This is a genomic window from Pseudomonas sp. FW305-E2, from assembly GCF_058782925.1.
On record NZ_JBYSYE010000079.1, the window covers coordinates 1 to 12426 of the forward strand.

Here is a 12426-nt window from a genome sequence, read left to right on the forward strand (position 1 = left end):
GCCGCAAAGCGGCCCCGACGGATTTGTGTCGAGTCAAAGATTGTGGGGCCGCGTTGCAGTCCTTTCGCGACACAAGGCCGCTCCCACAGTGCTCAACAGCGGTGTTCGGGAAACGGTCAGCCGATGGAGGCCAACAGCTTTTCCCACTCTTTGTTTTCTTTCTTCGACACTCCACCCAACAGGTCCAGGGCCTGGCGCAGGCGGTAGCGCGTCAGGTCGGGGCCGAGGATTTCCATGGCGTCCAGCACCGAAACCGAGCTGGCCTGGCCCGTGATGGCGGCGAACATCAGCGGCATGGCGTCACGCAGCTTCAGCTCCAGCGCTTCGACCACAGCCTGGATGCAACCGGTGATGCGCTCTTTTTCCCACTGACGCAGGCTTTCAAGCTTCCACAGGATCAGCTGGATCACCTGACGCACCTGGTCGGCCGACAGTTTCTTGCTTTCGAACAGTTTGGCGTCCAGCTTGAGCGCGCCTTCGAAGAAGAACCCGCCCAACGGGGCAACCTGGCTGAAGGTTTCTACCCGGCCCTGCACGTGCGGGGCAATCTTCATCATGTAGTCGCTGTTGAACGCCCATTTCTGCAGGCGTGCGGCGAATTCCTCTACCGGCAGCTCGCGCAGCCACTGGCCGTTGAGCCAGGACAGCTTCTCGATGTCAAAGATCGGACCGCCCAGCGAGATACGCGACAGGTCGAAGTGCTCGACCATTTCGGCCAGCGAGAACTTCTCGCGCTCGTCAGGCATCGACCAGCCCATGCGGCCAAGGTAGTTGAGCATCGCTTCGGGCATGAAGCCCATGCGCTCGTAGAAGGTGACCGAGGTCGGGTTCTTGCGCTTGGACAGTTTGGATTTGTCCGGGTTGCGCAGCAGCGGCATGTAGCACAGCTTGGGCTGCTCCCAGCCGAAGTACTCATACAGCTTGATCAGCTTGGGCGCCGATGGCAGCCACTCTTCACCACGCAGCACGTGGGTGATGCCCATCAGGTGGTCGTCGACCACGTTGGCCAGGAAGTACGTCGGCAGGCCGTCGTTCTTCATCAGTACCTGCATGTCCATGCGGTCCCACGGGATCTCGACATCGCCGCGCAGCATGTCCGGCACCACGCAGATACCCTCGCTCGGCACCTTCATGCGGATCACGTGCGGCTCGCCAGCGTCCAGGCGGCGCTGCACTTCTTCGGCGCTCAGCAGCAATGCACGGCCATCGTAACGCGGGGTTTCGCCGCGAGCCTGCTGCTCGGCACGCATCTGCTCCAGCTCTTCGGCAGTGCAGAAGCAGTAGAAGGCGTGGCCGGCGTCTACCAGTTCTTTAGCGTATTTGGCGTAGATTTCGCCACGCTCGCTCTGCCGGTAAGGGCCGTGCGGGCCGCCGACATCCGGGCCTTCGTTCCATTCGATGCCAAGCCAGCGCAGGGCGTCGAAGATCTGTTGCTCCGACTCACGCGTGGAGCGCAGCTGATCGGTGTCTTCGATGCGCAGGATGAACTCACCGCCGTGCTGCTTGGCAAAGCAGTAGTTGAACAGGGCGATGTAGGCAGTGCCGACATGGGGGTCGCCGGTAGGCGATGGCGCAATACGCGTGCGTACGGTGGTCATGGAGAGTCTCGAACGAAAGATGAAACAAAGGCGGGATGTTAGCAGGAGGCGGGCACCGGGCTCCAGCAATGGCGCGAACGTCACTTGTCGACAGGCCCGGTGCCGCTGTTAAATTTGTTTACATTTCTGGAACGATAGTCCCCATGCCTGCCCAACTCAAACGCCGCCTGACGCTCTTCTTCGCCCTGGTGGCCATCATCGCCCTCGCCTTCCTGGGCCACTGGTACTTCAAGGGCCGCTTCTACGAGAGCACCGACAACGCTTACGTGCAGGGTGAGATCACCCGTATCTCCAGCCAGCTTGGCGCACGTATCGAAACGGTACCGGTCGAGGACAACCAGCACGTCAGCAAGGGCGACCTGCTGGTGCGCCTGGAAGCCGCCGACTTCGAGCTGGCGGTCGAACGCGCCCGTGCCGCCCTGGCCACCCGCGAAGCCGAGTACGCACAAGCGCAAAGCCGCCTCACCCAACAAGGCAGCCTGATTGCCGCCGGCCAGGCCCAGTTGGCGGCCACCCAGGCCACGTTCGACCGTTCACGGCTGGACCTGAGCCGTGCCGAGAAGCTGCGCAAGCCGGGTTTTGTCTCTGAGGAGCGTGTCACTACCCTGTCGGCGGACAGCCATGTCGCCGGCTCCCAGGTCGACAAGGCCCGCGCCGACCTGCAAAGCCAGCGCCAGCAGGTCACCGCCCTGAACGCCGAACTCAAGCGCCTCGATGCGCAAATCGCCAATGCCCGCACCGACCTGGCCCAGGCCGAACTTAACCTGACCCGCTGCGAAATCCATGCGCCGATCAGCGGCACCATTGGCCAGCGTAATGCGCGCAATGGCCAAGTGGTGCAGGCCGGCGCCTACCTGCTGTCGATCGTGCCGGATGAAGACATCTGGGTGCAGGCCAACTTCAAGGAAACGCAGATCGGCCGCATGCACCCCGGCCAGCGCGCGGAGCTGTTGTTCGACAGCTACCCCGACACACCGATCGAAGGCCGGGTGGACAGCCTGTTCGCCGCGTCCGGTGCGCAGTTCAGCCTGCTGCCACCGGACAACGCCACCGGCAACTTCACCAAAGTTGTGCAGCGCATCCCGATAAAACTCACGTTCAGCGCCGACAACCCGTTGCACGGGCGTATTCGCCCCGGCATGTCGGTGACCGCCACCGTCGACCTGCGCAGCGCAGACGAAGGCCACAATGGCCGGTGACCAACTGCTGCGCCCCACGGCGGAGCCAACCCGACGCGACTGGATCGCGGTGATGAGCGTGATGCTCGGTGCCTTCATGGCAGTGCTGGATATCCAGATCACCAATTCCTCGTTGAAGGACATCCAGGGCGCTCTGTCGGCGACCCTGGAAGAAGGCTCATGGATTTCAACCTCCTACCTGGTGGCGGAAATCATCATGATCCCGCTAACGGCCTGGCTGGTGCAACTGCTGTCGGCGCGGCGCCTGGCGGTGTGGGTATCCAGCGGCTTCCTGCTGTCGTCGCTGCTGTGCTCGATGGCCTGGAACCTGGAGAGCATGATCCTGTTCCGCGCCTTGCAGGGTTTCACCGGTGGCGCGCTGATCCCGCTGGCCTTCACCCTGACGCTGATCAAGCTGCCCGAGCACCACCGCGCCAAAGGCATGGCGATGTTCGCCATGACCGCCACTTTTGCCCCCTCCATCGGTCCCACCCTGGGCGGCTGGCTGACCGAAAACTGGGGCTGGGAATACATCTTCTACATCAATATCCCACCAGGCCTGCTAATGATCGCCGGCTTGTTGTACGGGCTTGAGAAGAAGGAGGCGCACTGGGAGCTGCTGAAAAGTACCGATTACGCCGGCATCGTCACGCTCGGCCTTGGGTTGGGCTGCCTGCAGGTGTTTCTCGAGGAAGGCCATCGCAAGGACTGGCTGGAGTCACACCTGATCGTCGGCCTGGGCAGTGTTGCCCTGGTCAGCCTGATCACCTTCGTCATCCTGCAGTTTTCCAAGCCTCACCCGCTAATCAACCTGCGCATCCTCGGCAACCGCAACTTTGGCCTGTCGAGCATCGCCAGCCTGGGCATGGGCGTGGGCCTGTACGGCTCGATCTATCTGCTACCGCTGTACCTGGCGCAGGTACAGGGTTACAACGCCTTGCAGATTGGCGAGGTGATCATGTGGATGGGTATTCCGCAGTTGTTCCTGATCCCGCTGGTGCCGCAACTGATGAAGGTGATATCGCCCAAGGTACTATGCGCGCTGGGTTTTTGCCTGTTCGGCGCTGCCAGTTTCGGTTCGGGGGTGCTCAACCCGGACTTTGCCGGGCCGCAGTTCAACCATATCCAGATCATCCGCGCCCTGGGTCAACCGATGATCATGGTGACCATCTCTCTGATTGCCACCGCGTATATCCAACAACAGGATGCAGGGTCCGCGTCGAGCCTGTTCAATATTCTGCGTAACCTCGGTGGCGCGATTGGTATTGCCTTGCTGGCCACCCTGCTGGATGCGCGCACCAAGGTGTACTTCGACTACCTGCGGGAGGCGGTGGTGCCGAGCAACCCGCAGGTGGCTGAGCGGCTGGCGCAACTGGCGGAGCGCTTGGGCAATGACAATGCGGCGCTGGGCAAACTTAGCGAGATTACCCACCAGCAGGCACTGATCATGGCTTACAACGATGCCTTCCACTTTGTCGGGATCGGGTTGGCGGTGAGCATGGTGGCGGTGTTGCTGACCCGCAAGTTGCCGGAGGGGCTGAAGGCTGGGGAAGCCCATTGAGGCTACTACAGATCAGATGCGGTCCCTGTGGGAGCGGGCATGCCCGCGAACACCGGCGCAGCCGGTGCCAGCCACCGCGTTGAATTCTTCGCGGGCACGCCCGCTCCCACAGGGCCCGCGCCCGGCTTCAGCTGCTAATCAACCGCTCCCGCAGCTGCGCAATCTCGTCACGCAGCTGCGCCGCAGCTTCGAACTCCAGGTCGCGGGCGAACTGCATCATTTTCTCTTCCAACTGCTTGATGCGCTTGGTGATCTCGCCCGGCGTACGCAGTTCGGCCTCGTAACGGGCGCTCTCCTCCGCCGCCTTGGCCATGCCCTTGCGCTTCTTGCTGCGCGCACCGGGCACGGCGGCACCCTCCATGATGTCGGTGATGTCCTTGACCACGCCCTTGGGCACGATGCCGTTGGCTTCGTTGAAGGCGATCTGCTTCTCGCGGCGACGCTCGGTTTCGTCAATGGCCCGCTGCATCGAACCTGTTACGTTATCGGCGTACAGAATGGCCCGGCCATTGAGGTTACGTGCCGCGCGGCCAATGGTCTGGATCAGGGAGCGCTCGGAACGCAGAAAACCTTCCTTGTCCGCATCGAGGATAGCCACCAGCGACACCTCGGGCATGTCCAGGCCCTCGCGCAGCAGGTTGATGCCCACCAGCACGTCGAAGGTGCCCAGGCGCAGGTCACGGATAATCTCCACCCGCTCCACCGTGTCGATGTCCGAGTGCAGGTAGCGTACCCGCACGTCGTGGTCGGCCAGGTAATCGCTGAGGTCCTCGGCCATGCGTTTGGTCAACGTGGTCGCCAGCACTCGCTCGCCTGCCGCGACACGCTTGCGGATCTCGGACAGCAGGTCGTCGACCTGGGTCAGCGCCGGGCGCACCTCTACCTGCGGGTCGACCAGCCCGGTCGGGCGCACCACCTGCTCCACCACGCGCCCGGCATGCTCAGCCTCGTAGGGCCCCGGAGTGGCCGAAACGAAAATGGTCTGCGGGCTGACATCCTCCCACTCGTCGAAACGCATCGGCCGGTTGTCCAGCGCTGAAGGCATGCGGAAGCCGTACTCGACCAGGGTCTCCTTGCGTGAACGGTCGCCCTTGTACATGGCGCCGACCTGCGGAACGCTGACGTGTGATTCGTCGATCACCAGCAGCGCATCAGGCGGCAGGTAATCGTACAGGGTGGGCGGCGGCGCCCCGGCCGGACGCCCGGACAGGTAGCGCGAGTAGTTTTCGATGCCGTTGCAGTAGCCCAGCTCGAGGATCATCTCCAGATCGAAGCGGGTACGTTGCTCCAGACGCTGCGCTTCGACCAGCTTGTTGGCCTTGTGCAGGTACTCCAGACGCTCCTTCAGTTCTTCCTTGATGCCCTCCACTGCTTCAAGCAGCGTTTCCCGCGGGGTGACGTAGTGGCTCTTGGGGTAGAACGTGAAACGTGGCAGCTTGCGGAAAACCTCGCCGGTCAACGGATCGAAGGCGGCGATGTTCTCCACTTCATCATCGAACAGCTCGATGCGGATGGCTTCCAGATCCGATTCGGCCGGGAAGATGTCGATCACGTCACCGCGTACCCGGAAGGTGGCGCGGGCAAAGTCCATTTCGTTGCGGGTGTACTGCAGGTCGGCCAACCGGCGCAGCAGCGCGCGCTGGTCGAGCTTGTCGCCACGGTCCACGTGCAGAACCATTTTCAGGTAGGTCTCGGGGCTGCCCAGGCCGTAGATGCACGACACGGTGGTCACGATGATCGCGTCACGCCGCTCCAGCAGCGCCTTGGTCGCCGACAGGCGCATCTGCTCGATGTGGTCGTTGATCGAGGCGTCCTTCTCGATGAAGGTGTCCGACGACGGCACGTAGGCTTCCGGCTGGTAGTAGTCGTAATAGGAAACGAAGTACTCCACCGCGTTGTTGGGGAAGAATGCCTTGAACTCCCCGTACAACTGGGCGGCCAGCGTCTTGTTGGGCGCCAGCACCAGCGTCGGGCGCTGCACCTGCTGGATGACGTTGGCAATGCTGAAGGTCTTGCCCGAACCGGTCACCCCGAGCAACGTCTGGTGCGACAGCCCCGCCTCTATGCCTTCGACCAACTGGCGGATAGCCTCGGGCTGGTCGCCAGCCGGCTGGAAACGTGTGACGAGCTGGAACTCGGACATGAAGGACCTCGCGGTGCAGCAGCTGTAAATTTAGCCAGTAGTCTATACCCAAATGCGCCCGTTCGGGGGCGCTTTCAAGGCACAGGTGTGGGCGTGCCCAACGGTGGACACGGCATTTAGACCAATGGTCGAAAAATATTTGCGCAAATAGCCCCAAAAGCTGCGCCAGAGTGTCGCGGTGACCGGTCGGTATCACTATACTGACTCCCCGTTTGTGCACCGCTTCAGTGCATTCGGCTGGAGCGTGTACGCCCTATCACACTCCAATCAGAGCCAAGGTAACAATGAGCCTGTTTTCCGCTGTCGAGCTGGCACCCCGCGACCCTATTCTGGGCCTCAACGAAGCATTCAACGCCGACCCACGTACCGACAAGGTCAACCTGGGCGTAGGCGTGTATTGCAATGAGGAGGGCCGCATTCCGCTGCTGCGCGCCGTGATCGAAGCCGAAACCCAGCGTGCCGCCCAGCACGCTTCGCGCGGCTACCTGCCGATCGACGGCATCGCCACCTACGACCAGGCTGTGCAGAAGCTGCTGTTCGGCGCCGAGTCGCCACTGCTGGCCGCCGGCCGCGTGGTCACCGTGCAGGCCGTCGGTGGTACCGGCGCCCTGAAGATCGGTGCCGACTTCCTCAAGCGCCTCTCGCCCAACGCCGTGGTTGCCATCAGCGACCCTAGCTGGGAAAACCACCGTGCGCTGTTCGAATCGGCCGGCTTCCCGGTGCAGACCTACCGCTACTACGATGCGCCGACCAACGACGTCAACCGCGCCGGCATGCTCGAAGACCTCAACGCCCTGCCGTCCGGCTCGATCGTGGTGCTGCACGCCTGCTGCCACAACCCGACCGGTGTCGACCTGAACCTGGACGACTGGAAGAACGTCCTGGAAGTGGTCAAGGCCAAGGGCCACGTGCCGTTCCTCGACATGGCCTACCAGGGCTTTGGTGACGGTATCGCCGAAGACGCCTTCGCCGTGCGCCTGTTCGCCGAGTCGGGCCTGGAGTTCTTTGTTTCCAGCTCGTTCTCCAAATCGTTCTCGCTGTACGGCGAGCGCGTCGGCGCACTGTCGATCGTCACCGCCTCCAAGGACGAGAGCACCCGCGTGCTGTCGCAGGTCAAGCGCGTGATCCGCACCACCTACTCCAACCCGCCAACCCACGGCGCAACCATTGTTGCCACCGTGCTGAACAGCGCAGAACTGCGCCAGATGTGGGAAACCGAACTGGCCGAAATGCGCGAGCGCATCCACGGCATGCGCAAGCAGATGGTTTCGCTGCTGGCCGAATACGGTGCCAACCGCGACTTCAGCTTCGTTGGCCGCCAGGTTGGCATGTTCTCCTACTCGGGCCTGACCGTTGAACAGGTCGCCCGCCTGAAGAACGACTTCGGCATCTATGCCCTGGACACCGGCCGTATCGCGGTGGCTGCGCTGAACCAGAGCAACATCCACGTGGTGACCAAAGCGATCGTGGAAGTGCTGTAACTCATTGTTTTGCCTGGGGGTGGGTTGACTTCTCCCGGGCAATCAGTAAGATACGCGCAGATTCCGCGATAGCTCAGTCGGTAGAGCAAATGACTGTTAATCATTGGGTCCCTGGTTCGAGTCCAGGTCGCGGAGCCAGACATTGAAGAAGCCCCCGGATGCGCACGCAACCGGGGGCTTTTTCGTTGCGCTGGAATTATTGGCCAAGCACCTCGGTCACTGGCTTGCCCTCGTCCACCAGGCTCCAGACCAGCAAACTGGCCGGCTGGGTTTTGCTGGCGTTGCGTGAAACGCTGTGCACGGTGCCCGGCGCCTCGTACCAATAATCGCCGGCCTTGTAGGTCTTTTCCTGCTCGCTGTTGAGCTTCGATACCACCGCCCCTTCCAGGACGTAAGCCATGACTGCGCCCGGATGCTGATGCGCGGGTGATGCCTCGCCCGGGGCGTAGCTGACGGTGAGCATGACGGCGGTTTTGCCGGGGGCATTAGAGGGCTGCTGTTGTTGCAGGACCCTGACCTGGTCGGCGACATCACCGTGGGCCCAAGCGGGCGTTTGGGCGGCGAGCAGCGCGAAGAGGATGATGGCTAATGGATTCATGAGCTTTCCTGGAGGACAAGTGCCTGCAGGTTAGACCCTGACTGGCTGAAGACAAATGGCCAATCCGGGGGAAAAGCAGGGGGCCGATTTTCGCCTGTACCGGCCCTTTCGCGGGTGAACCCGCTCCTACGACGGCCTGTGCCGCCCTCGATACGTGCGTAGGAGCGGGTTTACCCGCGAAGAGGCCGACATCGCCAACATAGGCCTCAGCCGCGCCCGATCGGGTAAAACGCCCCCCGACTCCACACCCCAAGCCATTCCTCCCCGTCGATCACATGCGGCACCGCCAGCTCCACCAGTTGGTAAAACACATTGCGATGTATCAGCGCCTCCAGGTTGCTGCGCATCAGCACATACGGTGATGGCTCCTGCGTCAGCGGGTCGATCACCACCCGCAGGGGGTTATCCGGCCCCGCCTCGACCTGGTCCTCGACATTGCTGGTGAAGCGCAGCACCTGCTGCTCGCCTTCGCCCTGCACGTCCAGCAGCACGGCCACGAATGGCGCATCGTCGACACGAATGCCAACCTTCTCTACCGGGGTAATCAGGAAGTAGTCATCGCCGTCGCGGCGAATGATGGTAGAGAACAGCCTCACCATCGGCTTGCGCCCGATCGGCGTGCCCAGGTAGTACCAGGTGCCATCGCGGGCGATGCGCATGTCGATGTCACCACAGAAATCCGGGTTCCACAGGTGCACCGGCGGCAGCCCCTTGGCCTTGGGGATCTGCGCCAGAAGGTCATTGGCCTTGCCGGAGTCGCTCATCACGCTTGCCTCATTCACTCATGCCCAGGAGGCTACGAGCGTACTCGCGCATCGGCGCACCAAGCAAATCCTCCGGCGTGTTGTCGTGGAACGTCAACAAACCGCCACGGCTCTTGATGCGTGCGGTGTCGATCAGGTAGCGGGTACTGGTTTCGATCAGCATCATCTGCACCACGCCAGAGTCCCAGCCCAAGCGGTCGACGGCCTGCTCGTCATACCACTCGTCACCATTGCCGATGCGATCGTCGGTACGTGCGAAGCGCGTGTACAACACGTAGTCCGCACCCACCAAGCGCGCCTGGGCAATGGCCTCTTCGAGGCCCAGCGGGCCCTGGGCACGACGTACCATCGGGAAGTATTCGACGAAGCTCTTGAAGGCCTGCTCGGCCACTGCATTCTGCCGAGGCACCGGCCCCTCTCCCGGCGGCACGAATGCACCCTGGCCAATGAAAATGAACGAATCAGGTTGCAGGCGGATCAACAAGGTGCGACGGGTTTCGCTGTGGTCCAGCAGACCGGCATCGCTCATGTGATAGCGGACGCCTTCGCCCATATCGCTGACATTCATGCAGCCGCCCAGCGCCATCAGCGCCAGCAGCAAGACCAGGCTACGCATCTTTCCTCCAGTGGCCGGCGACGAAAAACCGGCGAATAGCCGGCGGATGCAGCTTTTGCGCCAGCTTCAGCCACCGATCACTTTCATGACTGTCACACCACCGGAAAAGGCCACGTCCTGCTTGTCAGCCAAAGCCTTGACCAACAACCGCTGCAAGGCCGGCAGCGCCTGATGACGCGGCTTTTCCAGCAGATCGCCGACGAAGTGCCGGTTACCTGACGACAGGCAGCCATGCAGCCAGCCCGTAGAAGACAGGCGCAGCCGCGAGCAGGTCCGGCAAAACGGCACGCTTTCGTTGGCAATGATGCCGAAGTGGCCCCTGCCAGGGATGTGGTAACGCATGGCTGTGGCGTCCAGCGGCGCATTCACCTGGGCGTAGGTATGCTGGCCGCCGATCAGCGCAAGCAGCTGGTCGAGGCCTACAAACTGTTGGAGGAAGGCGTTGCGATCGTGAGAGAGGTGACCCATGCGCATGAGCTCGATGAAGCGCAGCTCGAAGCCGCGCGCGAGGCAGTAATCCAGCAGCGGCAGTACCTGATCAAGGTTTTTCCCGCGCATCGGCACCATATTGACCTTGATTCGCATACCCACGGCGCGGGCCTGCTCCATTGCATCCAGCACAGTGCCCAGGTCGCCGCCACGGGCAATCTGGCGGAAAGCCAGCGGGTCGAGGGTGTCGAGGGAAACGTTCAGCCGACGAATCCCCGCCGCCTGCAGTAGCGGCAACTTGCGCGCCAGCAACTGGCCGTTGGTGGTCAGCGAGACGTCGTCAAGGTCGAGTTTGGCCACGGCAGCCAGAAAGGCATCCAGGCGCGGGCTGACCAGTGGCTCACCGCCAGTAATCCGCAGGCGCTCGATGCCGGCGGCTTCGATCAGATAGGCCACGCCAAGGGCCAGGGCATCCGCAGACAGCTCGTCCTGCGCCGCCACCAGCCGCTTGCCGTCGGGTACGCAGTAGGTGCAAGCGTAGTTGCAGGCAGCCGTCAGGCTGACGCGCAGGTTGCGAAAGCGCCTGCCTTGACGATCGACAATCATGAATGACTCCGGCATGGATGAAGGGGCCGGCAAAACCTGACTCATAAATCAGGTTTTTGCAAGCCCCATGAGCAATGCCGAATGTCCAAACGATAGCGAAACGCTTTAGGCTGCACTGCCGCGCAGAGAACGCACGACGCAGTGCTTATGGGAGCGGGCGTACCCGCGAAGAATCAAACGCGGTGCCTGGCACGGGCTGCGCCGGTGTTCGCGGGCGCGCCCGCCCCCATAGGGCCCGCGCAGTTTCGCGCAAGGCTCAGTTCGAGGGTTCCGGGTCGCGCTTGCGCTTGTTGCCCATACGCACGCCAATGTCCATCAGGAACTGGAAGAAGCCTTCCTGGTCCTCCAGCACATTGCTCCAGAACGGCGAGTGGTACAGCGCCACAGCGCCGTGCACCAGCGCCCAGGCAGCGCAGTAGTGGAAATACGGCGGCACGTCTTCGAGCTTGCCTTCGCTGATACGGCCCTTGATCAGCTGGGTCAGGCGGTCGAAGTTGGAGGCACGGATGCTGTGCAGCTGCTCGACCATTTCCGGCACCTGATTGCCCTTGACCACCTTTTCTTCAAGGCGGTCGAACAGCCGGTAGCGTTGCGGATCGCGCATGCGGAACTCGAAGTAGGCGCGCGACAGCGCTTCCTTGTCACGGTCGACGTCGGCCGAGTGCAACAGCTCATTCAGGTCACGCTCGTAATCGAGCATCAGGCGAAGGTAGATCTCCGCCTTGGACTTGAAGTGCTTGTAGATCGTGCCTTTGCCGATGCCCACGGCGTCGGCGATCATCTCGACGGTGACGCTGTCTTCACCTTGCTCGAGAAACAGCTTGAGCGCGGTATCGAGTATTTCCTGTTCGCGACGGCGAAACTCACGGACCTTACGAGGTTCTTTCTGCATGGGAAGGACTGGATGACAATCGAAGCGGTTTATTATGCCTAACTTGCGGGAAATTGCACGGATCATCCACGCATGTCTGTGTTTCACGATGCATACAGCCATGCGCTGCGGGAGGAATGAAACGTTGGCGTATTCCAAATCTGTTTAAAAAACGTCCAATATGCACTGGCACTGCGCCAAACCTGACCAATACTTGAAGTGTTGGCGCGGCGCATCCCCCCCAGTGGCGCGCCGATAAAGGTGCTCAGGGACCGCGTACCTTTGTTTTACTCCTAATGGTCTTAACCCGGATTCCTCCCCCAGAACCCGGGTTTTTTTTGTGGGGAGGATGGTGTGTGACGGCTGTCAGGTGCGTGCCGCAAGATTCTCAGCGCCTGTGAGATCGAGCGCCGCCCGCGCGGCGCTTCGCGGGTAAACCCGCTCCTACGCTTGTTTCGGGCCAATTAGGCCCGTGGGATTTGCGCGCGAACGCCTTGGCGCACCCCTCGATATCGCGTCGTACAAACAAGGCGGTCGCGCGCGCCTGGCACAGAAGGGAGATCGAGCGCCGCCCGCGCGGC

10 protein-coding genes and 1 tRNA gene are annotated in these 12426 nt (G+C 62.1%); 4 read left to right on the forward strand and 7 right to left on the reverse strand.

Features of this window, described 5'->3' with window-relative positions:
* Positions 1-116: 116 nt before the first annotated feature.
* The gene (gene gltX, locus AC3WLP_RS27355) at positions 117-1598 is read right to left on the reverse strand and encodes a glutamate--tRNA ligase (RefSeq protein WP_012053281.1); all 1482 of its coding nucleotides are present in this window, start codon (positions 1596-1598) and stop codon (positions 117-119) included.
* Between the two features lie 143 nt (positions 1599-1741).
* Here gltX and AC3WLP_RS27360 point away from each other — a divergent pair, with 143 nt between their 5' ends.
* On the forward strand, positions 1742-2797 hold the full coding sequence (locus AC3WLP_RS27360) for an HlyD family secretion protein (protein ID WP_004577219.1): 1056 nt from the start codon (positions 1742-1744) through the stop codon (positions 2795-2797).
* A complete protein-coding gene (locus tag AC3WLP_RS27365) occupies positions 2787-4337 on the forward strand; it encodes an MDR family MFS transporter (protein ID WP_019752217.1) in 1551 nt (516 codons plus the stop codon). The genes AC3WLP_RS27360 and AC3WLP_RS27365 overlap by 11 nt, the downstream gene beginning before the upstream one ends.
* Positions 4338-4464: 127 nt before the next feature.
* On the opposite strand, the gene uvrB is transcribed toward AC3WLP_RS27365, so the two are convergent.
* On the reverse strand, positions 4465-6480 hold the full coding sequence (gene uvrB / locus AC3WLP_RS27370; protein WP_003247179.1) for an excinuclease ABC subunit UvrB: 2016 nt from the start codon (positions 6478-6480) through the stop codon (positions 4465-4467).
* Between the two features lie 284 nt (positions 6481-6764).
* Here uvrB and AC3WLP_RS27375 point away from each other — a divergent pair, with 284 nt between their 5' ends.
* Both AC3WLP_RS27375 and AC3WLP_RS27380 read left to right on the forward strand, forming a co-directional pair.
* A complete protein-coding gene (locus AC3WLP_RS27375; protein WP_003247178.1) occupies positions 6765-7961 on the forward strand; it encodes an amino acid aminotransferase in 1197 nt (398 codons plus the stop codon).
* 62 nt (positions 7962-8023) lie between these two features.
* A tRNA-Asn gene (locus AC3WLP_RS27380) sits at positions 8024-8099 on the forward strand.
* 58 nt (positions 8100-8157) lie between these two features.
* On the opposite strand, the gene AC3WLP_RS27385 is transcribed toward AC3WLP_RS27380, so the two are convergent.
* From AC3WLP_RS27385 to AC3WLP_RS27405, 5 genes are all read right to left on the reverse strand, one after another.
* On the reverse strand, positions 8158-8559 hold the full coding sequence (locus AC3WLP_RS27385) for a cupin domain-containing protein (protein WP_012053285.1): 402 nt from the start codon (positions 8557-8559) through the stop codon (positions 8158-8160).
* A gap of 206 nt (positions 8560-8765) precedes the next feature.
* Positions 8766-9323 carry a DUF1285 domain-containing protein gene (locus AC3WLP_RS27390; RefSeq protein ID WP_012053286.1) on the reverse strand — a complete coding sequence of 186 codons (558 nt, stop codon included), beginning with the start codon at positions 9321-9323 and terminating at the stop codon, positions 8766-8768.
* Positions 9324-9333: 10 nt separating this feature from the next.
* Positions 9334-9939 (reverse strand): DUF4823 domain-containing protein, encoded by a 606-nt coding sequence (locus AC3WLP_RS27395; protein ID WP_088513100.1) that lies wholly within the window; start codon positions 9937-9939, stop codon positions 9334-9336.
* 66 nt (positions 9940-10005) lie between these two features.
* Positions 10006-10974, reverse strand: a complete 969-nt coding sequence (locus AC3WLP_RS27400; protein WP_088513099.1) for a GTP 3',8-cyclase MoaA — start codon at positions 10972-10974, stop codon at positions 10006-10008.
* A 256-nt stretch (positions 10975-11230) separates the two neighbouring features.
* Positions 11231-11866 carry a TetR/AcrR family transcriptional regulator gene (locus tag AC3WLP_RS27405; RefSeq protein ID WP_003247170.1) on the reverse strand — a complete coding sequence of 212 codons (636 nt, stop codon included), beginning with the start codon at positions 11864-11866 and terminating at the stop codon, positions 11231-11233.
* Positions 11867-12426: the final 560 nt, after the last annotated feature.

What these genes read in the sequence shown, in the direction of transcription:
- AC3WLP_RS27395 (WP_088513100.1), bottom strand. Translation starts at nt 9,939, where the DNA reads ATGCGTAGCCTGGTCTTGCTGCTGGCGCTGATGGCGCTGGGCGGCTGC.
- uvrB (WP_003247179.1), bottom strand. Translation starts at nt 6,480, where the DNA reads ATGTCCGAGTTCCAGCTCGTCACACGTTTCCAGCCGGCTGGCGACCAG.
- AC3WLP_RS27390 (WP_012053286.1), bottom strand. Translation starts at nt 9,323, where the DNA reads ATGAGCGACTCCGGCAAGGCCAATGACCTTCTGGCGCAGATCCCCAAG.
- AC3WLP_RS27400 (WP_088513099.1), bottom strand. Translation starts at nt 10,974, where the DNA reads ATGATTGTCGATCGTCAAGGCAGGCGCTTTCGCAACCTGCGCGTCAGC.
- gltX (WP_012053281.1), bottom strand. Translation starts at nt 1,598, where the DNA reads ATGACCACCGTACGCACGCGTATTGCGCCATCGCCTACCGGCGACCCC.
- AC3WLP_RS27375 (WP_003247178.1), top strand. Translation starts at nt 6,765, where the DNA reads ATGAGCCTGTTTTCCGCTGTCGAGCTGGCACCCCGCGACCCTATTCTG.
- AC3WLP_RS27365 (WP_019752217.1), top strand. Translation starts at nt 2,787, where the DNA reads ATGGCCGGTGACCAACTGCTGCGCCCCACGGCGGAGCCAACCCGACGC.
- AC3WLP_RS27360 (WP_004577219.1), top strand. Translation starts at nt 1,742, where the DNA reads ATGCCTGCCCAACTCAAACGCCGCCTGACGCTCTTCTTCGCCCTGGTG.
- AC3WLP_RS27385 (WP_012053285.1), bottom strand. Translation starts at nt 8,559, where the DNA reads ATGAATCCATTAGCCATCATCCTCTTCGCGCTGCTCGCCGCCCAAACG.
- AC3WLP_RS27405 (WP_003247170.1), bottom strand. Translation starts at nt 11,866, where the DNA reads ATGCAGAAAGAACCTCGTAAGGTCCGTGAGTTTCGCCGTCGCGAACAG.